The 24,750-nt window shown below is 56.0% G+C and carries 21 protein-coding genes and 1 tRNA gene; 16 read left to right on the forward strand and 6 right to left on the reverse strand.

Annotation, left to right across the window (positions count from 1 at the left end; translation table 11 throughout):
• The first annotated feature begins 136 nt into the window (after positions 1-136).
• From IPM31_12665 to IPM31_12675, 3 genes are all read left to right on the forward strand, one after another.
• Positions 137-2,695, forward strand: coding sequence for a penicillin acylase family protein (locus IPM31_12665; GenBank protein MBK9007835.1), 2,559 nt, complete (start codon positions 137-139; stop codon positions 2,693-2,695).
• Between the two features lie 96 nt (positions 2,696-2,791).
• Positions 2,792-3,313, forward strand: a complete 522-nt coding sequence (locus IPM31_12670) for a hypothetical protein (protein ID MBK9007836.1) — start codon at positions 2,792-2,794, stop codon at positions 3,311-3,313.
• A 136-nt stretch (positions 3,314-3,449) separates the two neighbouring features.
• The gene (locus IPM31_12675) at positions 3,450-4,124 is read left to right on the forward strand and encodes a 50S ribosomal protein L25 (GenBank protein ID MBK9007837.1); all 675 of its coding nucleotides are present in this window, start codon (positions 3,450-3,452) and stop codon (positions 4,122-4,124) included.
• A 53-nt stretch (positions 4,125-4,177) separates the two neighbouring features.
• Here IPM31_12675 and IPM31_12680 read toward each other — a convergent pair whose 3' ends face one another.
• The 5 genes from IPM31_12680 to IPM31_12700 form a co-directional block, all read right to left on the reverse strand.
• The gene (locus IPM31_12680) at positions 4,178-4,774 is read right to left on the reverse strand and encodes a CoA pyrophosphatase (protein ID MBK9007838.1); all 597 of its coding nucleotides are present in this window, start codon (positions 4,772-4,774) and stop codon (positions 4,178-4,180) included.
• Positions 4,775-4,914: 140 nt separating this feature from the next.
• Positions 4,915-5,460 (reverse strand): hypothetical protein, encoded by a 546-nt coding sequence (locus IPM31_12685; protein MBK9007839.1) that lies wholly within the window; start codon positions 5,458-5,460, stop codon positions 4,915-4,917.
• A gap of 3 nt (positions 5,461-5,463) precedes the next feature.
• The gene (locus IPM31_12690) at positions 5,464-6,306 is read right to left on the reverse strand and encodes a tRNA (adenine-N1)-methyltransferase (protein MBK9007840.1); all 843 of its coding nucleotides are present in this window, start codon (positions 6,304-6,306) and stop codon (positions 5,464-5,466) included.
• 21 nt (positions 6,307-6,327) lie between these two features.
• Positions 6,328-7,551, reverse strand: a complete 1,224-nt coding sequence (locus tag IPM31_12695) for a peptidylprolyl isomerase (GenBank protein MBK9007841.1) — start codon at positions 7,549-7,551, stop codon at positions 6,328-6,330.
• A gap of 4 nt (positions 7,552-7,555) precedes the next feature.
• A complete protein-coding gene (locus IPM31_12700; protein ID MBK9007842.1) occupies positions 7,556-8,830 on the reverse strand; it encodes a hypothetical protein in 1,275 nt (424 codons plus the stop codon).
• A gap of 323 nt (positions 8,831-9,153) precedes the next feature.
• Between IPM31_12700 and IPM31_12705 the strand changes: the two genes are divergently transcribed.
• From IPM31_12705 to IPM31_12750, 10 genes are all read left to right on the forward strand, one after another.
• Positions 9,154-10,419: an efflux RND transporter periplasmic adaptor subunit gene (locus IPM31_12705; GenBank protein MBK9007843.1), complete on the forward strand. Its 1,266-nt coding sequence runs from the start codon at positions 9,154-9,156 to the stop codon at positions 10,417-10,419.
• A gap of 10 nt (positions 10,420-10,429) precedes the next feature.
• Positions 10,430-11,116 (forward strand): ABC transporter ATP-binding protein, encoded by a 687-nt coding sequence (locus IPM31_12710; protein ID MBK9007844.1) that lies wholly within the window; start codon positions 10,430-10,432, stop codon positions 11,114-11,116.
• Positions 11,113-12,366 (forward strand): ABC transporter permease, encoded by a 1,254-nt coding sequence (locus IPM31_12715; GenBank protein MBK9007845.1) that lies wholly within the window; start codon positions 11,113-11,115, stop codon positions 12,364-12,366. The genes IPM31_12710 and IPM31_12715 overlap by 4 nt, the downstream gene beginning before the upstream one ends.
• A gap of 128 nt (positions 12,367-12,494) precedes the next feature.
• Complete coding sequence (locus IPM31_12720) at positions 12,495-13,436, forward strand: hypothetical protein (protein ID MBK9007846.1); 942 nt, start codon at positions 12,495-12,497, stop codon at positions 13,434-13,436.
• A 17-nt stretch (positions 13,437-13,453) separates the two neighbouring features.
• A complete protein-coding gene (locus IPM31_12725) occupies positions 13,454-14,950 on the forward strand; it encodes a carboxypeptidase M32 (protein ID MBK9007847.1) in 1,497 nt (498 codons plus the stop codon).
• Positions 14,951-15,019: 69 nt separating this feature from the next.
• The gene (locus tag IPM31_12730) at positions 15,020-15,931 is read left to right on the forward strand and encodes a hypothetical protein (GenBank protein ID MBK9007848.1); all 912 of its coding nucleotides are present in this window, start codon (positions 15,020-15,022) and stop codon (positions 15,929-15,931) included.
• A gap of 49 nt (positions 15,932-15,980) precedes the next feature.
• Positions 15,981-16,054, forward strand: a tRNA-Pro gene (locus IPM31_12735).
• A gap of 246 nt (positions 16,055-16,300) precedes the next feature.
• Positions 16,301-17,122, forward strand: coding sequence for a class II aldolase/adducin family protein (locus tag IPM31_12740; protein MBK9007849.1), 822 nt, complete (start codon positions 16,301-16,303; stop codon positions 17,120-17,122).
• A gap of 75 nt (positions 17,123-17,197) precedes the next feature.
• Complete coding sequence (locus IPM31_12745) at positions 17,198-17,635, forward strand: CBS domain-containing protein (GenBank protein MBK9007850.1); 438 nt, start codon at positions 17,198-17,200, stop codon at positions 17,633-17,635.
• Positions 17,635-19,146, forward strand: coding sequence for an amidase (locus IPM31_12750; GenBank protein ID MBK9007851.1), 1,512 nt, complete (start codon positions 17,635-17,637; stop codon positions 19,144-19,146). Before IPM31_12745 ends, IPM31_12750 begins: the two co-directional genes overlap by 1 nt.
• 2 nt (positions 19,147-19,148) lie before the next feature.
• On the opposite strand, the gene IPM31_12755 is transcribed toward IPM31_12750, so the two are convergent.
• On the reverse strand, positions 19,149-19,835 hold the full coding sequence (locus tag IPM31_12755) for a TVP38/TMEM64 family protein (protein ID MBK9007852.1): 687 nt from the start codon (positions 19,833-19,835) through the stop codon (positions 19,149-19,151).
• A gap of 136 nt (positions 19,836-19,971) precedes the next feature.
• Between IPM31_12755 and IPM31_12760 the strand changes: the two genes are divergently transcribed.
• Genes IPM31_12760 through fdhF form a run of 3 tightly spaced genes read left to right on the forward strand, consistent with a single transcriptional unit; the run spans position 19,972 to position 24,663 of the window.
• Positions 19,972-21,645, forward strand: a complete 1,674-nt coding sequence (locus IPM31_12760) for an NAD(P)H-dependent oxidoreductase subunit E (GenBank protein ID MBK9007853.1) — start codon at positions 19,972-19,974, stop codon at positions 21,643-21,645.
• A gap of 50 nt (positions 21,646-21,695) precedes the next feature.
• Positions 21,696-22,391, forward strand: a complete 696-nt coding sequence (locus tag IPM31_12765; protein MBK9007854.1) for a (2Fe-2S)-binding protein — start codon at positions 21,696-21,698, stop codon at positions 22,389-22,391.
• A 55-nt stretch (positions 22,392-22,446) separates the two neighbouring features.
• Positions 22,447-24,663 (forward strand): formate dehydrogenase subunit alpha, encoded by a 2,217-nt coding sequence (gene fdhF, locus IPM31_12770; GenBank protein ID MBK9007855.1) that lies wholly within the window; start codon positions 22,447-22,449, stop codon positions 24,661-24,663.
• The last annotated feature ends 87 nt before the right edge of the window (positions 24,664-24,750 follow it).

Here is a 24,750-nt window from a genome sequence, read left to right on the forward strand (position 1 = left end):
AAAATCATTTTCGCCGCAGAGATCATAGAGAAAAGAGCATTTCTCAAAGGTTCCTGCGAATTGCGTGGCTGAACAAATAAAACCCATCGAGCCGAGGTGAAAGATTCGCCTCGATACATTACATATGGAGGCTACCATGTCAAAAACAAAGACCATTCTCAAACGCGCGGGCTTGGGCGCTTTGATTCTCGCCGTGCTCCTTGCCGGAGGCGGCGGGTTCTATTTCAAAAGTTATCTCCCGAACACCGTCGCGCCGAAATCGTTCCCACAAATTGATGGGGAGATTCAACTTGAAGGGCTTGATGGACCTGTGGATGTGTATCGCGATAGCGTGGGCATCCCTCATATTTATGCGACCACCCAGCACGATTTATTCTTCGCGCAGGGATACATCCACGCGCAAGACCGTTTCTGGCAAATGGACTTCTGGCGTCATGTGGGGTCCGGCAGAATTGCCGAAATGTTCCCATCGCAAGCCGATACCGACGCGTTCCTGCGCACGCTGGGCTGGCGCGTCACTGCCGAACAGGAGTATGAACTGCTCGACGCCGAGTCGAAAGCGCTGGTGAATGCCTACACGGCCGGCGTCAACTCCTATATCGAAGGCAAAGACGCTGTTGACCTCAGCCTCGAATATGCCCTTCTGGGTTTGCCCATCCTTGCGCCGGATTACAAGATCGAACCGTGGACGCCGGTGCATAGCCTGACCTGGGGCAAAGCCATGGCATGGGATTTGCGCGGCAACATGGGCGAGGAAATCGAACGGGCAGTGTTAATGAAGACGCTTACGCCCGAGCAGGTTGCCGAACTATTCCCTGAATACCCGTCGGATCATCCGGTGATCGTCAACAAGATCGGCGGCGAGACGGTTGCTCGCAATGCGACTCCTGCCGCGGCGTTCAACATCCCTGACGATGTGCTCGCCACTCTTCAGAACAACGTGTCATTGTTAGACGTTGCGCTGGGTCCGCTGGGGGATGGGGTTGGGTCAAATTCCTGGGCGGTGTCCGGAAGCCTTACCTCTACCGGTGAGCCGTTCCTCGCCAATGATCCCCATCTTGGTATACAGATGCCGTCCATTTGGTATCAGGTTCACTTGGAATGTAGACCGGTCTCCGATGCCTGTCCGTATAATGTGGCGGGTTTCTCGTTCCCCGGCGTTCCCGGTGTGGTGATCGGGCATAACGAGCAGATTGCCTGGGGTTTCACCAATGTGGGTCCCGATGTGATGGATTTGTATATCGAACGGGTCAACCCCGAAAACCCGAATCAATATGAGGTCAATGGCGAATGGGTCGATTTCGAAACCCGCGAGGAAATCATCCACGTGGCGGGCGGCGAACCGATCAGCCATACGGTGAGACTGACACGTCACGGTCCCGTGATCTCTGACGATTACGGTCCCTTGAAAGACAAAGGGGAAGCGGGCGACGAGGAATTTGTGCCCTTTAAAGATCGCGCCGGTGTGGATTTACCGGAACAATATGTGATCGCCCTCCAGTGGACGGCGCTTGCCCCCTCCACGCCTTTCAAAGCCATCTGGGGGTTTGACAAAGCGAAAAACTGGGATGAATTTCGAGAAGCGGCAAAGGATTTCCACGTGCCGCCGCAAAACTTGATCTATGCCGATGTGAATGGCAACATTGCCTACCAAATGCCCGGCGACATTCCGATTCGAGCCAAAGGAGATGGGACGCTCCCCGTTCCCGGCTGGACGGATGAATACGAGTGGACGGGCTATCTTCCCTTTGAAGAATTGCCTTATACGGTGAACCCGGACGAGGGATATATTGTCACTGCCAACAACCGCGTCCCGCCGTTCGATTACCCCAATTGGATCACCTATGATTGGGATTACGGGTTTAGGGCGCAACGCATCGTGGATATGATTCAGGACGCGCCGGGAAAAATCGACATCGCTTATATTCAACAGATGCAAGGCGATTCGTTCGATGCTGTCGCCGCCCAGTACGTCCCAATTCTTTTAGAGACGGAAGGGCTGTCCGAAAAACATGCCAGCTTGCTGACAGGTTGGGATTATCAGGACAGTATCGACTCCTCCGCGGCGGCGATGTTCAACGCCTTTTGGCGGCGCATGCTCAAAAACACATTCAACGATGAGATGCCCGAGGAACGTTACTACCCGGACGGCGGCTCGCGCTGGAACGAAGTGATGCGCCACATGGACGAATCGAGTCGCTGGTGGGACGATACATCCACTACCGAGGTTGTAGAAACACGCGAAGAGATCATCAAAAAATCCTTTGCCGAAGGAGTGTCTGAACTGGAAGAGAAGTTTGGCAGTGACACATCGAAATGGAAATGGGGCGATATGCATGCCTCCACATTCCGTAATGGCACTTTGGGCGAGTCCGGTATCGGTCTGATCGAAGACCTGTTCAACCGCGGACCTTTCCCGACAGGCGGCGGCGAGGCGATTGTCAACGCCACCGGCTGGTCGGTGCGCGATGGGTACGAGACCAATTGGCTGCCTTCGATGCGTATGATCGTGGATTTGGGTGTATTGAGCAATTCGGTTACCGTTCATACCACTGGGCAATCTGGTCACGCGTATCACCCTCACTACATTGATCTCGCCCCGCTTTGGGCAAATATAGAATACTATCCCATGTTGTGGGAACACTCCGCGATCATCGCGGATACCGAAGGGCATCTGGTGTTGACTCCGAAATAATGACGGCAGGGCAGGGGCAGGCATGTGGCTTGCCCCTGTTGTTGAGCGGTTTCGTGATCGTTAGGCAAGGTTTCTTGTGGTAAAATCTCGCCCGCTATGGTCGAACCCGAAGAACTTCCTGAATTCGAATCGCCACAGGTGACGAACGTCATGCACGCCGATGTGAAATCCGTTCATGCGGAATTGGTGCGGATGCGCCAGGCGGACGCGGAATTCATCCGCGCCGAGGAAGTGGAAATGCAAAATAGCGCGGCGGCGAATGTGAAAGCCAACCAAGTTACCACGCGGCAGTCTGCGTTAGGAATGGTGAACGCCACCGAGGCGCAGTTGGAGAACACGGCAACGGGGATCGTCCAAGCGGAGAACGTGTCGATCAGCGGGTATACAGCCGTAATCGGCGCGGGAAGTGCGGATATCCATCACAGCACGGTGGGCTATCTGGCGGCGCAGGAAGTCCACGCGCAGGATGTGCGCGCGGTTGTCCTGCTGGCGCGAAATGTGAATGGAAACGTCATTACCACCCTCGATACGCGCGGCGTGGTGATTGCCGGGCTGATCGGCGGTTTGTTTGGCGGGTTGATGTTGCTGTTGGGTCGGTTTTTGATCCGGCGAAGTTAAATGTAGTAGCGACTCAGTCGCTTTAAAGATGACGAATGAATTCGTCACTACAGAAAATCATTTCATAGAGCGAAGGTAATCCGGAGCGCGGGCTTCAGTCCGCAACCGACGGGTGAGAGGCGCTCAAGGAGTAACGATGGAGAAAGTTGTACTAAAAGCGGAAAAGCGGGGAGTGGTTGGCAAGCAAGTGAAGGCATTGCGGCGCGAGGGGAAATTGCCGGCCGTGATCTATGGTCGTCACACAGACCCGATCAACATCAATCTGGAGGCGCACTCCGCTTCGCTGGCATTGGCGAGGGCAACCTCCTCCAGCCTGGTAACGATCGATGTGGAAGGCACGCAACATCTGACGCTCGTGCGCGAAAAACAACGCGATTTCATCAAGAACCGTTTACTGCATGTGGATTTTCTCGCGGTTTCGATGAGCGAAAAACTTCGCACAGCGGTTTCGATCCATTTTGTGGGCGTTTCTGGCGCGGTGAAAGATCATGGCGCGGTGATGGTTCATAACCTGGAACAACTACACGTGGAATGTTTGCCCGCCGACCTGCCCGAACGCATCGAGGTCGATATTTCCAGCCTCGCCAAAATCGGCGACGGCTTGCGTGTGCGCGATGTGGTCGTTTCAGACAAGGTGCGCGTGCTCGAAGACCTCGACACAATGGTTGCCGTGGCGACCATGCCAAAGGTCGAAGAGGAAGCGGCGGTACCGGGCGCAGAAGGCGCGGTGGCGGCTGTCACCCCGACCGAACCCGAACTCTCGGTGGAGCGCGGCAAGAAGGAAGAAGAAGCCTCCGACGAGAAGAAGTAAGAATCGTTTCGAACAACGCAGGGGCGAGTTTCAGACTCGCCCCTGCAAGTTTTTTAAAACCCCAACACCTTCAACAAATCGACGGTCATACGCGCCGTCGCGCCCCAGAGCAACTCGCCATCGTAGGGATGATACGCGATGACGGAACGCTTCTTTTCCCCTATTTCAAATTGCCACCGGTTGGACGCGTTCGCCAGCCACCCCAGCGGGATCGTGAAAACACGCGCCACTTCATGCTCGCCTACGCGGAACACAGTGGGCCATTTCACCACGCCCACCACCGGCGTAACCCGAAAATAGGAAATGGTGATGAGGTTGGCAAGCCGTCCTAAAATTTTCACATTGCCGGGGCGTATCCCGATTTCTTCCTCAGCCTCGCGCAGGGCTGTTTGCTCCGGCGTGGATTCGCCCTCGTCGCATGCGCCGCCGGGGAAGGAGACCTGCCCCTTGTGTGATTCGACGTGGTCGGTGCGGCGGGTGAAGAGCAGATGCCATTCGTCATCCTGCCGCACCAGCGGCGCCAGAACCGCCGCGCATTTCAGACGCGTTTCGTCTGTGAGTTCCAATTCCGCGTACCCATCGGAGGATGTGCCTGCGGATTGAAGCGCCTCGCACAGTCGCTGGGAGATAAATTCTTCAGTGAGGTTCATTTCGCGCATTGCAGCACAAATTAAGGGTCGGTAAATTAATAACTTGTATGTTTGTTCGCAGTTGCACTGCGAACGGGATGCACGATTTGCCAAGCAAATCGAACTGCATCCCTAACTGTTCGACAAAGTGGAACTTTGTCTTACGAATCTGCTTCCCTCACCGGGCTTCCGCAATACCCGCACTCGGCGGTGATCTCGTCCAGCCACTCCACTTCATCGGGTCGCAGAACCGCGCCGCATTGCGGGCAGTGCGTGGGCAGGACGGGCTTTTTACCTTGTGGTATTTGGGTATCCAGTTCGGAGGATTCGGGGGAGATCGATTTCAGCCATGAGTCGATGGCGGCGGCTTCCTCGTGCAACCCGCGTTCTTTCAATTCGGTGAGCGCGCGGCGTCGCGCTTGAAGCAGGCGTTGAAATTGTCCTCGCTCAGCCAGCAGGGACAGCCCGCGTTTGATCGAAGGGATAGCCAACGCTGTTTGCCCGGCGTATATCCGCGCTCGCCCAGCCTGAAGATGAAAGAGCGGCGCGCGCGGACCGCCGCGCGCATCGGCGGTTTGGGCGATCTGTTCAAAGAGTTCTCCAGCGCGTCCATACTCGCCTTTATCAAAAGCAAAATTGGCTTCCTGCAAAATTGGCGGGATGTGCCCGGCTCTCTTTTTGGCTTGGCGGCGAAATAGGCGGCGCATTGGCTACGAATCTCCTTTTTCTATTTCTTCGTTGAGTTCCCTCCCGCGCGGATCTTCACTGGGTTCGATCTTTCTGCCGAAGAGCAAGAAGCCGGTGTGCGCCACCATGCGGTCGGTCGGGCGCAGGCGCGTCGGTTCGGGTTTGTAGTAGCGCAATAAAATTTCACACACTTCGATGAACGCAAAGTTCGTCTGGCGCAACGATTGCAGGGTCTTCTCCACTTGATTAAAGGTGGGGATCAAACAACACAAGAATCCACCGGGTTTGAGCGCGGCGCGGATTTGTGAGATGTAATCGTACGGGTTGGGCACATCGAGGAAAAATGAATCTGCGTTGGTTTCGTCGAAGCCTTCGCCGATGTCGCGCAATTTGAACTCTACGCGGGTATCGAGCCCAAAGCGGGCAAGATTCTTGCGGGCAAGGTTTTGCATGTCCGGGCGGATTTCATACGAGATCACGCGCCCCTCCGCGCCGAGGGCGTAGGCAAGGGCGGTCGTCATCGAACCGGAGCCGGAGCCAGCCTCCATCACGGTCTGACCGGGTCCGACGCCCATCGTCACGAGAATGAAGCCGATATCCTTCGGATACATAATCTGCGTGGTGCGCGGCAGGTTGGTGAGCAGGTCGCCGAGCGAAGGCTGGAGGAGAAAGAATGGCGAGCCGAGGTGGCTGAAAACCTGCGTGCCCCATGCTTTGCCGATCAGGTCGTCGTGTTGCAAGACGCCGCGATGCGTTTCAAATTTTGCGCCGGCTTGCAGGTTGAAGATGAAATGTTTGTGGCGCAAGCCGACAAGTTGAACGAGGTCGCCATCGCGCGCGGTGGAGGAATAGGTATTGAGAGGCATGAGAGGTATCTTACCATAGCCTTATTTTTCTTCGATTTCCACGCTGAGCAGTGTGTCGCCTGGCGGAGTGTCGCTTCCCGGTTGAGCGTCGCGCGGGTTGAGCGAAAGTAGAACATCCATGCCGGTGAGTAATTGACCGAAGATCGTGTATTTTCCATTGTATTGCGCGATTGGAGTGAAGGTGATGAAGAATTGTCCGTCGCTGGCGTTGGGACCGGCGTTGGTCATCCCCACCACGCCGGGACGGTTGAATTGCAGGGATGGGTCGAATTCGTTGATGATATAGTAGCCGGGATTGCCGTCGCCGGTGCCGCTTGGGTCGCCGGTTAACGCGAACAGGTCGAGAATGACGCGATGAAAGGTAATGCCGTCGTACCATCCATTGCGCGCGAGAAAGATGAATGAATTCACAGTGACGGGCGCTTTGTCCGCAAAGAGTTCGAGCGTGATGTCGCCTCTTTCGGTGCGCAGAGTGGCTATATATTGCCGGTCGGGTTGAACGGTTAACGGAGGGCAGGATGTGAACTGACGCTTGCCCATGAGGATCAACGCGATGATATCCCTGAGACTGCCATGATCGCGCGGTCCGCCGTAGATTTGCCCGTTGATGAGGACAAGCGGCGTGCCGGGGATGCCGATGGATTTTCCATCGTCGGCATATTTTTGGACTTGCGCGACGGTTTCCCCGCTTTTGAGATCGGATTGGAACTGCTCAACGTTCATGTCCAACGTGGAAGCTTGCGCGGTGACCCACTGCTCGAAATCCACCGCCGACAAGTTTGCCCAGTTCTCGTGTTGCGCGAACAGCAGGTTGTGCATATCCCAGAATTTGCCCTGTCTGTTTGCGGCTTCGATGGCTTGCATGGCAAGGGCAGATTTGTCGTTTACGTCCACAAGCGGGAACGGGCGGAAAGTGAACCGCGCGTCTTTCGGGAATTCTTCGAGCAATTGATTCGCCACGTCGACAAAAAAATCACTGCGCGAATCTTGATAGTCGATGTAGACGATGAACGAAACCGTCGCTTCGCTGGCTCCCAGCGAGCGGTCGGTTGCATTCTCAGGCGGGAACAAGGATGGAGCCTCCGGTCCCGGCGTGGGTTCGATGTTGACCGTGGCGCAGGATGGCTGGGTGGGAGCCACAAGATCGAAAGAAGGGGTGAGGTGGATCGTGGGGGTGGCGGGGGCAGGCGAGCAGGCGGTTGCCCATAGGCATAGAAGAAATAGCGATGAAGTTTTTTTCAGCATGAGGTTAATGTTGTATGGCGCGTTGCAGTTCCTGAAAGGACGTCATCTGCGCGATGGTATTAATGAAATCTGCCAGCGAGTCGCTTTGTTCGCGCAGTTCTCGGACGGCGGGACCGACCGGGTCTTCTCCCGCCGCGCCGCCGGGCATATCGGCATACGCGCCATGAAAAGCGAAGTATGCCTGATTGAGTTTGCGGAGCAAATACCCGTTTTGCCAGAAAACCTGACGGCGTTCTTCCATGTAGGCTTCTGCTTCTTCGATTTTCCCCTGGGCGAGCAGTTCGTCGGTGGTGACGCGCGTCTCGCGCATTTCGGCGCGGAAGTCGAATGGGGGCGGGTCGTCGTGATTGCCGAGGGTGGGAGGCGTTTGAGGAAAGACGACCAAACCGAAATGGGGATTCGAAGCGAGCAGTTCGGGGTAATAGTTTTCGATGAGGAAAGTCCCCACCTCGTTGCCCGCGATGGACGCGGTCGTTTCGTTCATCGTGCGTAGTTCGGGAGTTGTGCTGTAATTGATTCCCAGCGGGCGGATGTTGAGATAATTATGCGTCCATTCGTGCGCGATGGTTTCAAGCAGCCACCGCAGGTCGGTGGTTTCGGTGACCATGGTGGGATACACGCCTACGCCGCCAATGGGGACGATGAGCGTGGAGACATCCAGCGCATCTGCCACGTTGTTTTCGAGTTTGATCTGTTCGTCGATGGTGAGGGTGGGGAGGATTGAAATGTTCGCGATCTGTTCGATCGCATCGCGGCGCGAGACGACGAGAGCGAGCGGTGTGGGGGAGGTGTGATATAAGACAGGCGGAATGGGCTGGCCGCCGCTGGTAAGGTTGAGTTCTGCCAATGCTTCGGAGATTTGACCTTGCAAGGTTGCCTCAGCCAGCGGAGCCAGCGCCTCCTGCCGTTTGAGCAGGATATCTCTGTTGGCGCGGAGTTGCGCGCTGGCAGTTTCTTTGTCGGTGACGGCGGGGTCGGCGATGACGAGTTCGAGGGAATACTCGGTCTGCATCAATTGTTGTGTGGCGCGCAGGTATTCGAAAACAATCTGTTTGTTTGCGCCGCGATCGAAGAGGTAGGGTAAGCCAATCACATTTTGTTCGATCTTTATCCATGTGGCATTCCACACCCAGTTTGGGTAATCGAACTCGATCTCGCGCGTGTAGAGGCGCGCGCGGTCGGTTTGACCGGTCAGGCGCGGCGCATCGCCTGAGACCGCAAAGATGACGAGGAGTGTGATGGCGAGGAAGTCGAGGATGCGCGCGATTCGATATAACACAGGAAAATTATATCAGCACGGATGCGCTGGAACACGAGCGGACGGGTTTCCTTTGTTTGTCAAAGAGAGCGATCCTGCTCTGGTTTTCTACGGTGGCGCCTGTAAGCCGTTCAGCGGTCGTCGGAGAAACTTCGGCTTCATAGTTGCGTATATCTCGTTGAGTAATTCGCCTTACGCGAAACGACCCGAAGGCTCTCGCGCAATACGCCTATTTTTCAACCCATCCTTCGGGACGGCGCGGAATATCACTTAAGTAATTCATTGGCAATTCATATTTGTCGGGTAGAATTTTCCCGGCTTTAGAATTTTGTTGGAGGAACCTCATGCGTGATTTTTTCAAGAAACGAAAATGGTTGTGGATCGTACTGCTGATCTTGATCTTGGGAGTGGGCGGGTCTTTCTATCTGCGCAATTCCCAGCCAGACACTGCCAGCCAGTTCCAAACCGCTTCGATCGAACGGGGAAACCTGGTTGCCACCATTGGCGCGACGGGAACCGTCCGCGCGAAACAATCGGCGACCCTGATCTGGCAGGCGGCAGGCACAGTGGATGTGGTGAATGCGAAAGTGGGCGATAACGTCCCCGCGGATTTCGTGCTTGCCTATCTCGAGAAGACCTCCCTGCCGCAAAGCATCATTCTGGCTGAGGCAGACCTCGCCAGCGCGCAACAAGCATTGGACGATCTCACCAATTCTGATACCGCGCTCGCCCAGGCGACGATCAATTTGCGGGATGCGCAGGCAGTGTACGACAAAGCCGCCAACTGGCGGAAAGAATTGAACGGAAAAATTCACATCAAGGAAATCATCTACAAAACATTTGGCAACCGAAAAATTCCAGTCCTGAAGGAATATCGCGGTTATGCCGGCGCCGAAGCCATCGCCAAAGCGGACGAGGACCTTGCCCTGGCAAAAGCAAAGCTAGACGATGCCCAACGCGAATTTGACCGGCTGGCGGGGGGTAACCTCACCGAAATCGCCGCCGCGCAAGCCCGCGTGGATGCGGCTCAAGCCACCCTCAACCTGGCTCGAGTGTCCGCGCCGTTTGCCGCCACGATTACCGAAGCCAACCCGCTCCCCGGCGATCAAGTCAGCGCGGGCGCGACGGCTTTCCGTCTCGATGATCTGACCAGCCTGCTCGTGGATGTCGAAGTTTCTGAGGTGGATATCAACAGTGTGGCAGTCGGTCAACCCGCCACGCTTTCGTTCGACGCCATCCTTGACAAGGATTATCACGGCGAAGTGGTTGAAGTTGCCAAAGCCGGCACAAATGTCAATGGCGTGGTGAATTTCAAAGTCACCATCGAATTGACCGATGCCGATGCGGAGGTGAAGCCCGGCATGACCGCCGCTGTCAATATCACGGTGGAGCAGATCGACGACGTGATTTTGATTCCGAATCGCGCGGTGCGTTTGCTGGATGGGCAACGCTATATTTATTTGATGGTGAATGGCATACCGCAAAAAACCGAGGTCAGCCTGGGCGCCTCCTCCGACACGATGAGCGTGCTGGTTGGCGGCGATGTCTCGGAAGGCGCTTCGATCATTCTCAATCCGCCGGTCGAAGTTGGAGGTCCATTTGGAGGCTAGCATGGATTGGGTGATTCAAACCCACGATCTACGCAAGGTCTACCAGATGGGCGAAGTGGAAGTGGAGGCATTGCGCGGCGTATCGTTCAATATTCGGCGCGGCGAAGTGGTGGCGATCATGGGTCCCTCGGGTTCGGGCAAATCCACATTGATGAATACGCTCGGCTGTTTAGACCGCCCCTCCGCCGGAGAATATGTGTTGGACGGCGAGACGGTCGCCAACTTGAACGACGATCAATTGGCGGATATTCGCAATCGTAAAGTGGGCTTTGTCTTTCAAAGTTTCAATTTGCTGTCGCGGCAGACTGCCATCACCAACGTGGAACTTCCACTGCGGTATTCGAGTAATTCCAAATACGCCGGGAACGCGAGGGGCAGGCGCGCGCGGGCGATAGAGGCGTTGAAAGCCGTCGGTTTGGAAAATCGGATGACGCATCGCCCCGCCGAACTCTCCGGCGGACAGCAACAACGCGTGGCAATCGCGCGCGCCATCGTCAACGACCCAGCCATCATCATGGCAGACGAACCGACGGGCAACCTCGATTCGAAAGTCGGCAAAGAAATTATGAATTTACTGCTCGATCTGAACAAAGAGAGCGGAACCACGTTGATCATCGTCACTCACGACCCAACAGTTGCCGAACAAACCCAGCGCGTCATCCGCTTGCGCGATGGGCTACTGGATGGCGCCACATGAGCATTGCGCAAGCCTTCCTGGAGGCGCTCGAATCCATCAGCGGGAACAAGTTGAGGTCCGGTCTGACCGTGCTGGGGATCGTGATCGGCGTCGCCGCGGTGATCGCCATGTTGGCGGTGGGCAACGGCGCGGAGGCGTCCATCACCGGTTCGATCAGCAGTATCGGCACGAATTTATTGTTCGTGTTTCGCGGCAGTCCTGAAAGCCAGCAAGAAGCGCCAGATCGAAGCAGCGCGCGGAACGACCGCCCGTTGACTCTCGCCGATGCCGAAGCGCTTGCCGACCCGTTTGCCGCGCCTTCGGTGGCGGTTGTCGCGCCGGCGATTCAAGGCAATGGGATCATCACCTTTGCCGGTGAAAACGCGTCCACCACGATCACCGGCGTCACCCCCGAATATTTTTCCGTTCGCAACCTGGAACTTTCAGAAGGCGAGTTTATCAACCAGGAGCATTTGCTGGGGCGCATGTCGGTTGTGGTGCTTGGTCCCGAAGCCGCCGATGTGATCATGGGCAGGCATGACGGCATTGTGGGCGAAACGATCCGCATTGAGGGACAGCCCTTCCGCATTATCGGCGTGTTGGTGGCGAAAGGGGGCGGCGCGTTTGGCAGTGAGGATAACAGCGCCTACCTCCCGTTTACCACCGCGCAGGCGCGTCTGCTCAAACGTAACGCGCGCGATGAAGTGGATGTGATCTTCGTGCAAGCCACAAGCGGAGAGACCGTTCCCCAAGCCTCGGAGGAGATCGCAAACATTTTGCGCCAGCGCCATCGCACGCCGATCGGCAGTGACGATTTCACCGTGTTTACCCAGCAGGATTTTCTGCAAACGTTCGCCGCCATTACCGGCGTGCTCACCATCTTCCTGGGCGGCATCGCGGGAATCTCCCTGCTCGTGGGCGGCATTGGCATCATGAACATCATGCTTGTTTCGGTCACCGAACGCACGCGCGAGATCGGCTTACGTAAAGCGCTCGGCGCGCGCAGGCGCGATATTTTGATTCAATTTCTCACCGAGTCTTCTTTGTTGAGTCTCATCGGCGGGATCATCGGCATCCTACTTGGCTGGGTGATCGCCTACGCAGTGGGGCAGATCGCCGCGGCAAACGGCACAGACTTCATCCCGGTCGTCACGACCGATGCGGTGGCGCTTGCCACGATCTTTTCGGCGGCGGTCGGATTATTCTTCGGCATCTACCCCGCCAACCGCGCGGCGAACCTCGAGCCGGTCGAGGCGTTGCGATATGAATAGTCCTCGTTCATGCGGCAGTTCAACTGCCGCATGAACGAGACTGCCGCCTGAACAGGGGGCGTTCGCCCAACAGTTCAACTGATGAACGAACAGAGATAGCATCTCACCCTACGTGATAAAATTCGAGTATGACACCATTAAAAATCCTCATTACGGACGGACTCGACCAAAGCGGTTTGAATGTTTTGCGCTCCCACGCGGATGTGGATGATCGCCGCGATATTTCAGCGGACGACCTCCTCAAAGCGATTCCCGATTACGATGGACTCATCGTTCGCGGTCGGACGAAGGTGACTGCCTCTGTTGTGGAAGCGGGCGCCCGCCTCAAAGCCATCGGCCGCGCCGGCGTCGGCGTGGACAACATCGACCTCGACGCGGCAAAAAAGCGCAACGTCGTGGTGGTCAACGCGCCGATGTCCACTTCGATCGCCGTTGCCGAATTAACCTTCGGGTTGATGCTTGCCCTCGCCCGCGAAATCCCCCGCGCCGATGCGGGCATGAAGCAAGGCAAGTGGCTCAAAAAAGACCTCGAAGGGGTGGAGTTGAACGGTAAAACGCTCGGCGTGATCGGCTTTGGGCGCATCGGCGTGGAGTTGGGCAAACGCGCCGCCGCCTTCGGCATGAATGTGATCGCCTACGACCCGTTGATCTCGGAAGATGAAATTTCAAAACGCGGAGCGGAGCCTGTCTCGATACAAGATCTGTACGGGTGGTCTGATTTCATCTCCTTGCATCTGCCGCTCAACGTGCAAACGCGCGATATGATCGGTCCGCTGGCGTTTTCACAGATGAAAGACGGCGCGCGCATCGTGTGCGCGGCGCGCGGAGGCATCATCGACGAAACCGCGTTGGTTGCCGCGTTGAACAGCGGCAAGGTCGCTGGCGCCGCGCTGGACGTGTACGCGGCGGAACCGCCCGGGGAAACTGAAGCAGTCCTCCACCCAAAAGTGATCGCCATACCTCACATCGGGGCGCAGACTGCCGAAGCGCAATCCCGCGCCTCGGAGGATATCGCCAACGAGGTTTTATCCGCCTTGCAAAATAAACCGCTTCGTTGGAAGGTCAATTAAAAATTTCAGGAGTTGCCGTGTCTGAGAAGCTTATTCGCTTGAAAGAGATACTTGGGGAGGTTTCCGATCTCGCTAGAGCCACATCGGTGCTGGATTGGGATCAGCAGGTAAACATTCCGCCGATGGGCGGAGACGCGCGCGGTCAACAATTGGCGACGCTGGGAAAGATCAGGCAAGAGAAATTCACATCCGATGAGGTGGGACGCTTGATCGATGACCTGAAACCCGAATTTGCCGGCGTAGATTCGGATGACGCCGCGATGATCCGTGTTGCCGCCCGAAATTACGATAAGGCGAAGCGCGTTCCACCGTCTTTCGTGGCGGAACAGGCAGTAGCCACTTCGAAATCCTTTGAAGCGTGGGTGGAAGCAAAGGGAAAATCGGACTATTCGATCTTTCTGCCACATCTGCAAAAAATGGTAGAACTTGTTCACAAGTACATTTCATTCTTTCCGCCTGCCGACCACCCCTACGACACACTGCTGGATGATTATGAACCCGGCATGAAGACCGCCGATGTGAAAGCCATCTTTGAGGGATTGCGCCCCAAGCAGGTGGAGTTGATCAAAGCCGTAAGCGAGGCAAAACAAGTCGGCGATGGTTTCTTGCGGAAAAAATATAACGAGAAAAAATTGTGGGATTTTGGCGAAGAGGTCGTCAAAAGTTTCGGCTACGATTTCAGCCGCGGCAGGCAGGATAAAGCCGCGCATCCGTTTGAAACCACGTTCAGCGTGAACGATGTCCGCATCACCACGCGTTTTGAAGCCGACAACCCGCTGGCGATGATCTTCAGTACCATGCACGAAGCGGGACACGGCATGTACGAGCAGGGCGTGAACCCCGCGTACGAACGCACCGCCTTGGAAAGCGGCGCATCGCTTGCCGTTCACGAGTCGCAATCTCGCCTGTGGGAAAATCTTGTTGGGCGGTCGCTTCCGTTTTGGGAACACTTCTACCCGAAACTCAAAAAGACTTTCCCGAGGCAACTCGATGGCATCGGGCTCAAGGCATTCTATAAAGCCGTCAACAAGGTTGCGCCTTCGCTCATCCGCGTCAATGCCGATGAAGCCACGTACAACCTGCACATCATGCTCCGCCTCGAGCTCGAGATCGCCATGGTCGAGAACAAGATCGACCTCAAACACCTGCCTGAAATTTGGAACACAAAGATGCGGGAATATCTCGGCGTCACTCCGCCGAATGACGCGCAGGGCGTGTTACAGGATATTCACTGGTCGGCCGGGTTGGTCGGATACTTTTCCACATATGCGCTGGGTAATCTCATTTCTGCCCAGTTGTGGGAAAAGATCAACAAAGATATTCGCAACCTCGACGATCAATTTCGCGCGGGTAAATTCGATGCCCTGCTCGGCTGGCTTCGAGAGAACATCCACCAACATGGTCAAAAATACGATCCGCAAGATCTCGTCCGGCAAGTCACCGGTTCAAAGATCACAGCGGAGCCATATGTTCGCTACCTGACGAAAAAATATAGCGAGATATACTCTTTGTAAATGTGTCTGGTGCGTATAGAAACAAGTCCAATGATTCTTTCATGGGTCATTGGACTTGTTCATGAATAAATGAAATTTCGACTCCTACTCATCGCCTCTCTTCTCGGACTTGCGGCCGGTTGCGCCTCCCCGGCCTCAAGCCCCATCCCGACCCCGATTCCGCCTGAACAACTACCCCTTGTCATCGCTCAAACTGCGGAAGCGGCGAACCTCGCCGCCACGGAAACCCACCTCGCGTCTCTTTCCACACTGGCGCCCACAATGCCTCCCGCGCCAACGTTGACCATCACGCCGGGTCCATCTCCTACCGCAACCAGCATTCCCGGGCACGACCGCGCGGAGATCGAGATCAGTTCGCCGGGTCCGTTTTCGAAAGTGATCTCGCCGATCACCCTCAAAATGGATATTACGACCGGCGCGAGCGAAATTGTGCAAGTGGACCTGTTCGGCGAAGATGGGCGATTGATCACGCGCCTGCTCAAAAAGAATGTGCCCACCTCCAACAACGGCATCCAGCAGACCATCAAAGTCGCATTTGAGATTCCCGGCGCGGCGGAGGTGGCGCGGCTTACCGTCAGCACCTTCGATGAATTTGACCGCGCGCAAGCCGTAAATTCCGTTCGGCTGTTGTTGCTCTCCTCGGGGGAAAATGAGATCACCACGCCGGGAAATCCCTCTGAGCCGATCCGCGTCTTTTTCCCAACCAAAAAAGATTCCGCGTCGGGCGGCAATCTCGCCGTTCGCGGGGATGTCTGGCCCTTCAGTGTGGAGCCGATCATCCTCGAGTTGATCACGCCGGATGGAAAGTCGCTGGGGTTGCGCGTGCTGAATATCGCACAAGCCTCGCCGCAGTTGTTTGAAACGACAATACCCTATCGAGTTTCGGAGCCGGTCACCGCCCGCCTGACCATCCATCAAGAAGATGACCGCATTCCCGGTGTGTTTTATGTGTTCACTCAGGAAGTCCTGCTCAACCCGTAACTTGTCAATTCACAATCCGGTGTGTATAATTCGCACGCTTTGCAGTAATCGGGGTGTGGCTCAGACCGGTAGAGCGCACGGTTCGGGTCCGTGAGGTCCCGAGTTCAAATCTCGGCACCCCGACAAAACAAGACTCCCGAAAGGGAGTCTTGTTTATTAATTGCAGGTAAGCGCAAGACATTGAGCTTTTCTCTACCGTACATCTGCACCGCTAAGTGTCGCCATGCGACACCCGCAAAGAACGCAAAGAAAACCTTTTTAACTTGGCGGTCTTAGCGTGCTTTGCGGTAAAAGTCTTCTCATGTATGGTAGAGAAGAATCTGAAAAATCTTGCAATCCTGAACGGGGTGAGTGATAAAATCGCTCCAAATGGCAGATCATACCGCGCTCGAACTTGACACTATTCTCTATCACCTGGGGCAGGCAGGCTTGCGGCTGGCTGAGATCGGCGCGGCTGAGGGGGCGGCGGGCAATATTTCGGTCTGCCTGCGGAAGCCGCTGGAGGTTCGCGCCCAATTCCCTCAAGAGCAGGAGATCGAGTTGCCTCATGCCTCCCCTGAATTGGCTGGGATGATGCTGATCGTCAGCGGATCAGGCAGAAGGTTGAGAGAGATCGCCGAATCTCCGTTGGGAAACCTTGCCTGTGTCACGGTCGACCCTGGCGGGCGGACCGGTAAGTTGCACACATCGTCCCGGCGCCAGTTTCAGCGGGTGACGAGCGAATTCAACTCCCATCTCGGCGTCCACGCGGACCGGATGCGCTCGACAGATGTCGCCCTTCATGCCGTCATCCACGCCCAGCCCGTGCATCTCACGCACCTCAGCCACCTCGAAGAATATCAGGATGAGAAAACGCTCAGCCGGCGGTTGCTCCGTTGGCAACCCGAAGCCATCCTCAACATGCCGGAGGGGATCGGGGTAGTCCCTTTCCTGTTACCCGGCTCCGCTCAGTTGGTGGTGGAGACCAAACTCTCGCTTCGAACTCACCGAGTGGTGATTTGGGCGCGTCATGGGGTGATGGCGCGCGCCGATCATTCGATTTTGAGCGCCTCCGACCTGATCGAATACGCGGAAACCGCGGCTCACTACGAGACCTTGAACCGGTTCGCCGACTCGCCGGGCGGCGGGCTTAGCGCGGAGGAGATCCGCGAAATCGCCAAATCGTGGAATGTGGCGCAGTCGGTTTTTTGACGTGTTTCCTTGTCAGCGCGGGCGTTTGAGCCTATACTTTGACCTATCTTCCAAGACGCGAAAGGAGAGCGAACCATGGCTACTGTGCAGGATATGATCCGTAAAAAAGGAACAGAAATCTTTATGATTACGCCTTCGGCTACCGTGCTGGAAGCCATGAAATTGATGGAAACGCACAATACCGGCGCGGTTTTGGTCATGGATGGCGGAGAGGTGAAGGGGATATTGTCTGAGCGAGATTGCGTTCGGAAGTTGGAACTTTCGGGGAAACAGGCAACGGACACGAAGGTCGATGAGATCATGACGGGGAAGGTCATTGCCATCGATACGAACGAGGAACTCGAAACCTGCATGGCTCTGATGCTGGAGAAAAATATCCGTCACCTGCCTGTGTACTCTGAGGGAAAACTCGAGGGGTTGATCTCGGTGCGCGACGTGCTCCGCGAGGTGGTGGAAGTGCAGAAGTCGATGATCTCTCAGCTGGAACATTACATCACCGGGGGGGGACGGTAATGATCCTGCCAGAGTGGACAATCGCCGACCTAAAGCAGAAATTCGAAGCCGACGAACTGACGGCGCGTCAGGTGGCGGATCTTTATTTGTCGCGCATCGAGGCGGTGGATAAGAACGGTCCTCACGTTAATTCGATCATTGAATTGAACCCGGACGCGCTGGAGATCGCTTCCGCGTTGGACGCCGAGCGGAAAAAGGGGAAGGTGCGCGGCGCATTGCATGGAATCCCGGTTTTGTTGAAGGATAATATCGACACACACGACAAAATGCAAACGACCGCCGGGTCGCTTGCTCTTGAGGGGAACTATGCCGCGCGGGATGCGTTCATTGTGAAGCAACTTCGCAAAGCGGGCGCGGTGATTTTGGGCAAGACCAACCTCAGCGAGTGGGCAAACTTTCGCGGAAAGAATTCGGTGAGCGGATGGTCCTCGCGTGGCGGCTTGACACGCAACCCGTATGCGTTGGATCGCTCCGCGTGCGGGTCGTCCTCCGGATCGGGGGCGGCAATTGCGGCGAATTTATCCGTCGGGGCGGTGGGCACCGAAACCGACGGCTCGATCATTTGCCCCGCGCAGACGAATGGAATTGTTGGAATCAAGCCGACGCTTGGTTTGTTGAGCCGCAGCGGAATCATTCCCATCGCGCACAGCCAGGATACGCCCGGTCCCATGACGCGGACGGTCGCCGACGCCGCGATCCTGCTCGGGGCGATGACGGGAGTCGACGCGGGCGACTCAGTTACACGTCCGAGCAAGAAGCGGGGCTTGTCCAATTACGCAAAGTTTTTCGATCTGGATGGACTCAAAGGCGCGCGGATCGGAGTCGCGCGGAATATGGCGGGCTCGAATCCGCGCGCGCTCAAGATTTTGGAAAATTGTATCGACGTGATGAAACATCTTGGCGCGATCGTGATCGATCCTGCCGATGTGAAAAACATCGATAAGTTTGCGGAAACAGAACGCGAGGTGTTGTATTACGAATACAAGGCGGATTTAAACGCGTATTTGAAATCGCTTGGCGCGGAAGCGCGCGTTCATTCCATGGAAGATGTGATCAGGTTCAACGAAGAAAACCGCGATCTTGTCCTGCCGTATTTTGGTCACGAACGGATGACGACCGCCCTGGAAAAAGGCTCGCTGAAAGCAAAAAAATACAAAGATGCCTTGAAGAAGAATTTGCGCCTGACGCGAAAAGATGGGATCGACGCAACCTTGAAGAAATATAAGCTCGATGCCATCGTCGCCCCTTCAGGCGGGCCAGCGTGGATGATCGACCTCGCCAACGGCGACGCGATCAACTGGGATATGGAATCGACCTCTGCCGCGGCTGTGGCGGGGTATCCGCACATCACAGTCCCTGCGGGGTATGTGTTCGGTTTGCCGGTGGGCATTTCATTTTTCTCAACCGCCTGGCAGGAACCGACATTGATCAAACTCGCCTACGCCTTCGAACAAGCGACGCAATACCGCCGCCAGCCGCGTTTCCTCCCGACGGCGATATTGAATGTGTAGAATTATTTCATTTTGAGCTTGTGTTTGCGCGCATAGATCACCCATGCGGCGTAGAGCCCAATCACTGTCAATAGGACGACCACCCAGAACGCGGGCGGCAGAGTCAGCCCATAGGCTCCCACCATCACGGTGAAGACGGTTGAAACGGTTCGACCGAAAAGATTCGCGATAAAAAAGCGCCGCGCAGAGATGGACGCCAACCCCGCCACGTAGCACATCGCATCGGAGGGAAAGATAGGCAGGTTAAACGCCAGGAAATAAAAAAAGATCCCCTGATTTTTCGAGATCGATTCCCAGCGGTCGATTGCCCGTTGCGTTGCCAGCCGATAGGCGAGAGGCCGCCCATAACGACGAGCAAGATAAAACGCGACCTGGCTTCCGATCACAGCGACGGGAATGGTGATGAATAAAGATTTCCAAAACCCGAAGACATAACCGCCCGCAAACACGAGCGCCTGCCCGGGCACAAATGCGACAATCAACTGCAACACCAACAGCGCGGAGTATACTGCAACCCCCCAGTTTCCATACTCTTCGATCAAGCCGGCAACAGCCTCCCGGTTGCCGAACCAACCGATAAACTCGACGAACGGTTCGCGCCACCACCAAAACAACAACACACAGATACCGCCGATCAGTATCGTTTTCCATGTTTGATGAACGAAGCCTGTTATTCCGCTTGGTTTCACTCGTCTGCTCCGATGGAGATTAGGGCTATCGCCTCGCGTGAGTATACCCGAATGAAGTTTGCGTGGTGATTTTTGTCCTCCAAACGTCACTGTGCCGGTGTAATCATTTTAGGCTATACTTCTGCGCGGAGATTTCATGGCAGACCATACCCTTGCTTCCCTCAAACCTGCAATCGAATCCTACCTCCCGATGGGCCGCGCGGGGCTGTTGCCAGCCTTGCATGCGGCTCAAAAAATATATGGTTGGATCTCCGAGCCTGTCGCGGCAGAGATCGCCCGGTCGTTGCGCGTGCCTCTTGCCGATGTGCACGGCGTGATCGAGTTTTATTCCCTCTTCTATAACGAACCAACCAGCCGTCGCGTTATTCGCGTGTGCGCGGATGTGGCGTGCGCGCTCAAAGGCGGAGACAAGGTGTTGGAGCAATTGTGTTCGCAACATGGACTCAAACCGCGTCAAACGACGGGCGACCTGTCTCTAACCATCGAGCCGAGTCCCTGCCTGGGGCTGTGCGAACACGCGCCAGCGGTATGGACGATGGACGAAGGGCGATCGACGACCGGAGATGGAACGAAAGCGGAAAGTCGTCCCTTGTCCATGGTCTATGGCTCAATTCGTATGCTCACCGCAAACTGCGGCAACGGCACAACATCACTCGAAGCATACGGCGACTATGTTGCCCTGAAAAAGGCATTCACGATGAAACCCGAAGAGGTTGTCGCGGAAGTCAAGGCTTCAGGCTTGGTGGGGCGCGGCGGCGCGGCATTCCCGACAGGAATCAAATGGGAGGGCGCGGCAAAAGCGGCAGGCGACCAGAAATACATCATCTGTAACGCGGACGAATCCGAGCCGGGCACGTTCAAAGATCGAATCTTGTTGCTCGACGACCCGCATCGCACCATCGAAGGGATGCGCATTGCCGCGTTTGCCATCGGCGCAACGAAGGGATACATTTACATTCGTGGAGAGTACCCGTACATTGCGCCGGTTTTGGAAAACGCTTTAACCGAAGCGCGTTCTGCCGGGTACCTGAACGAAAAATTCGATATCGAAATCCGTGTCGGCGCGGGCGCCTACATTTGCGGCGAGGAGACCGCGCTGTTTGAGTCCATCGAAGGCAAACGCGGCTTTCCGCGCATCAAGCCGCCCTTCCCAACGACTCACGGCGTGTTCGGCAAACCGACCGTCGTCAACAACGTTGAATCGCTCTGCAATATCCCGTTAATCATCGGGTTGGGCGCCTCCGCATATCGAAAGATCGGAACTGAGAAATCGCCGGGACCCAAATTGTTCTGCGTTTCCGGTGACGTGACGAAGCCCGGGTTGTACGAAGCCCCGTTTGGCATGACTTTACGCGAACTGCTTGACCTGGCGGGCGGTGTTGCGAATAACAAGAAGTTGAGATCCGTCTTGTTCGGCGGCGCGGCGGGAGCGTTTGCCACATCCGAACACCTCGATATGAAAATGACCTTCGAAGATTTGCGCGCGGCTGGCTTGCCTCTTGGTTCCGGCGTGGTGATGGTCTTCGATGAAACGCGCGACATGCGGGCGGTGTTACAGAGCCTCGGTCACTTCTTCGCGCACGAATCATGCGGCAAGTGTTATCCCTGCCAGATGGGCACACAGCGTCAAATGGAAATTTTAGATCGCGTTGCGGCGGGGAAAACTCTCGACGGCGATTTGATCCGCTTGCAGGATGTCGGCTGGACGATGACGGATGCGAGTTTATGCGGCTTGGGTCAGACCGCGGCAAGCGCCACCCTCTCTGCAATGAAGTTATGGCCAGAATTGTTTGAAGGTTCGAAAGATTGAACGTTGAAAGTTTTCAACTTGCCGACTTTCGCCTTTCAAACGGAGTATCTATGGAAATCAAATTAACGATTGACAACCAGGAAGTCACCGCCGAACAAGGGAAAACCCTGTTAGACATTGCCCGCGAAATCGGGGCGGATGTGCCGACGATCTGTTATCACGACGCCACGACGGCAAATGGGTTATGCCGAATGTGTGTTGTGGAGGTGGAGGGGCAAAGGACGCTTCAGCCGGCGTGCGTTGTTCAGGCGGGGGAGGGGATGAAGGTCCGCACGCGAAGCGAGAAGGTCGTCCGCGCGCGCAAGACGATTCTGGAGATGCTCGACTCTACGATGGACTTGTCTGAAGCGGACGAAATCCAAGGAATGCTGAAGACGTATGGCGCGGAGGCGAATCGCTTCCCCGATGCCGAGCGCCGCGAGTCGGGCGTCAAAGACGACAACCCGATGTACATCCGCGATTACTCGAAGTGCCTGTTATGCTGGCGTTGCGTGCAAGTCTGCGCGGAGGACGCGCAATACACATACGCCATCAACTTTGAGGGGCGCGGGTTTGAAACGCAGATCGGCACCTTCTTCGATAAAACCATCCCTGAAACAACATGCGTGTTGTGCGGTCAATGCGTGGCGGTGTGCCCGACGGGCGCGTTGAAGCCGAAGCGCGAGTATTTGTTGCAACAGGGGATGAGCCCGAGCGAGATCAGCGTGTTGAATACGGGAAGAAAAAAGAGAAAGGTCAAAAGTTGAGAGTCGCAAGTCATCCGACTTGCGACGGTAGACCTTTGACGCGATTGGAGAGACTATGATCAAACCCGACCGCATGACCACCACCACCTGCCCCTACTGCGGCGTGGGATGCAATTTGCAGTTGCACATCAAAGACGACTTTATTTACAAAGTCACCTCGCCGTTCGATTCGCCTGTCAATCAGGGAAATTTGTGCGTGAAGGGACGCTTCGGCTACGACTTTATCTATCATCCCAAGCGTGTGACGACGCCTCTTGTGCGAAGATACCTGCTCGAAGGCAAGCCGAAACCCGCAGGGCGCGAACAAGTCTTTGCAGTCAGCGTCGACGGCGCGCCAATCACTGATTCGCAAATCTCCAATCTTTGGGATTGGGTCGTCACAGACTGGGAAACGGCATTAAACATCACTGCCGATCACCTCGCGCGCATCTACAAACGCGACGGCTCGGACGCGATGGCGGTTTATTGTTGCGCCAAAGCCACCAACGAAGATAATTATCTCCTGCAAAAAATGTGGAGGGCGTTGTTCCGCACGAATAATGTGGACCATTGCACGCGCCTATGTCATGCGGGGAGCGTGGTTGCCCTGCTTCAGGCGCTGGGAACGTCGGCGATGAGCAACACAGCCTCACAGGTGGCGTTGAACGACGTGTTCATCGTCACCGGCTCGAACACGGGCGAGAATCATCCGATCATCGCCCTGCAAATGAAAGAAGCGGTCAGGAAAAACGGCGCAAAGATGATCGTTATCGACCCGCGCCGCATCGACCTGGTGGATTTCGCAGAGTTATGGCTCCCGCTCAAGCCCGGCACAAACGTTCCTGTTTTTTCCGCGATGGCGCATGTGATCGTCAAAGAGAATCTCATTAACGCAGAGTTCATTGCCAATCGCGCCGAAGGGTACAACGAATTCGTCGAGTCGCTCGAAAAGTTCACGCCTGAATTTGCGGAGGCAATCTCCGGTGTGCCCGCCGAGGATATTCGCAAAGCGGCGCGTTTATACGCCACAGCAAACAATGCCGCAATCTATTGGGGCATGGGTATTTCGCAACTTTCACACGGCACGGCATCGGCGCTTGGGCTTGTGAACCTTGCGTTGCTCACAGGGCATATCGGGCGCGATGGAACGGGGTTGAATCCGTTGCGCGGGCAAAACAATGTGCAAGGCGCGAGCGATATGGGGGCGATGCCGTTCTTTTATCCCGGCTATCAGCGCGTGGATAATGAGGAACTCGCGGCGAAATGGGAAAAATTATGGAATATCGAACCCAATGGGCTTTCGCGCAAGCTTGGGCTCACCACCACCGAGATTTTAAGTCACGCGCATGAAGGCGGCGTGCGCGCGCTCTTCATCATGGGCGAGAACCCGATGATGTCTGAGCCGAATCTCAACGAGACGCGCAGACACATGCAAGAGTTGGAATTCCTCGTCTCGCAGGATATTTTCATCAACGAGTCCGGCGCGTTTGCCGACGTCTTCCTGCCTGCGACTCCGTTCGCCGAAAAAGATGGAACATTCTCCAACACAGACCGTCGCGTGCAACGCGTGCGTACGGCTCAACCTCCGCGCGGAGATTCGCGCCCTGATTGGAAAATTCTCTGCGACTTGGCGCTTCGCCTCGAATCTCGACTGGGGGTTGCTACAAGCCATTGGGCATATTCCCACCCCGAGGAGATCCTGCGCGAGGTTGCCTCCTTGAGCAAAGATTATGCCGGCATTACCTACGAACGCATCGAGAAAGTCGGCTTGATCTATCCCGTGCCGACGCTCGACCACCCCGGCACCCCGACGCTGTTCAAGGAAACCTTCCCGCGCGGCAAGGGTAAATTCATCGGCGTGGATTATGTGCCGGTAAAGGAACCTGTGGATGACGAATATCCGTTCATCCTCACCACTGGTCGCCTGCTCGAGCATTGGCACGGCGGCACAATGACGCGCCATTCGGCGATCGACGAGGTGTACCCGGAGGCGCGAGTCGAAATCCATCCTGCAGACGCGGAGATGCATGGCATTGCGAATAACATGCCTGTGCGCGTCACCTCGCGCCGCGGCGAGGTGGTCGCCCGCGCCACCGTCACCGAAAAGACCACAGTGGGCGTGGTGTTTATTCCCTGGCATTTCCACGAAGCCGCCGCGAACCTGCTGACGAATGACGCGCTCGATCCGCAGGCAAAGATTCCCGAATTCAAAGCGTGCGCCGTGCAGGTATTCCCGGCGCGGGAGAGCGAGTTGGCGAATCCGGAGAATGTTTTGGCTAGAGGGAGATATTAGGGTTCGTAAAAATATAAATTCCCTGGTGAGGATGCAGTTCGATTTGCTTGGCAATTCGTGCATCCCGCTCGTAGTGCAACTGCGAGC

Origin of the sequence: Candidatus Defluviilinea gracilis, from assembly GCA_016716235.1 — a bacterium.
Classification (GTDB): domain Bacteria; phylum Chloroflexota; class Anaerolineae; order Anaerolineales; family Villigracilaceae; genus Defluviilinea; species Defluviilinea gracilis.

What these genes read in the sequence shown, in the direction of transcription:
- IPM31_12665 (MBK9007835.1), top strand. Translation starts at nt 137, where the DNA reads ATGTCAAAAACAAAGACCATTCTCAAACGCGCGGGCTTGGGCGCTTTG.
- IPM31_12670 (MBK9007836.1), top strand. Translation starts at nt 2,792, where the DNA reads ATGGTCGAACCCGAAGAACTTCCTGAATTCGAATCGCCACAGGTGACG.
- IPM31_12675 (MBK9007837.1), top strand. Translation starts at nt 3,450, where the DNA reads ATGGAGAAAGTTGTACTAAAAGCGGAAAAGCGGGGAGTGGTTGGCAAG.
- IPM31_12680 (MBK9007838.1), bottom strand. Translation starts at nt 4,774, where the DNA reads ATGAACCTCACTGAAGAATTTATCTCCCAGCGACTGTGCGAGGCGCTT.
- IPM31_12685 (MBK9007839.1), bottom strand. Translation starts at nt 5,460, where the DNA reads ATGCGCCGCCTATTTCGCCGCCAAGCCAAAAAGAGAGCCGGGCACATC.
- IPM31_12690 (MBK9007840.1), bottom strand. Translation starts at nt 6,306, where the DNA reads ATGCCTCTCAATACCTATTCCTCCACCGCGCGCGATGGCGACCTCGTT.
- IPM31_12695 (MBK9007841.1), bottom strand. Translation starts at nt 7,551, where the DNA reads ATGCTGAAAAAAACTTCATCGCTATTTCTTCTATGCCTATGGGCAACC.
- IPM31_12705 (MBK9007843.1), top strand. Translation starts at nt 9,154, where the DNA reads ATGCGTGATTTTTTCAAGAAACGAAAATGGTTGTGGATCGTACTGCTG.
- IPM31_12715 (MBK9007845.1), top strand. Translation starts at nt 11,113, where the DNA reads ATGAGCATTGCGCAAGCCTTCCTGGAGGCGCTCGAATCCATCAGCGGG.
- IPM31_12720 (MBK9007846.1), top strand. Translation starts at nt 12,495, where the DNA reads ATGACACCATTAAAAATCCTCATTACGGACGGACTCGACCAAAGCGGT.
- IPM31_12730 (MBK9007848.1), top strand. Translation starts at nt 15,020, where the DNA reads ATGAAATTTCGACTCCTACTCATCGCCTCTCTTCTCGGACTTGCGGCC.
- IPM31_12740 (MBK9007849.1), top strand. Translation starts at nt 16,301, where the DNA reads ATGGCAGATCATACCGCGCTCGAACTTGACACTATTCTCTATCACCTG.
- IPM31_12745 (MBK9007850.1), top strand. Translation starts at nt 17,198, where the DNA reads ATGGCTACTGTGCAGGATATGATCCGTAAAAAAGGAACAGAAATCTTT.
- IPM31_12750 (MBK9007851.1), top strand. Translation starts at nt 17,635, where the DNA reads ATGATCCTGCCAGAGTGGACAATCGCCGACCTAAAGCAGAAATTCGAA.
- IPM31_12760 (MBK9007853.1), top strand. Translation starts at nt 19,972, where the DNA reads ATGGCAGACCATACCCTTGCTTCCCTCAAACCTGCAATCGAATCCTAC.
- IPM31_12765 (MBK9007854.1), top strand. Translation starts at nt 21,696, where the DNA reads ATGGAAATCAAATTAACGATTGACAACCAGGAAGTCACCGCCGAACAA.
- fdhF (MBK9007855.1), top strand. Translation starts at nt 22,447, where the DNA reads ATGATCAAACCCGACCGCATGACCACCACCACCTGCCCCTACTGCGGC.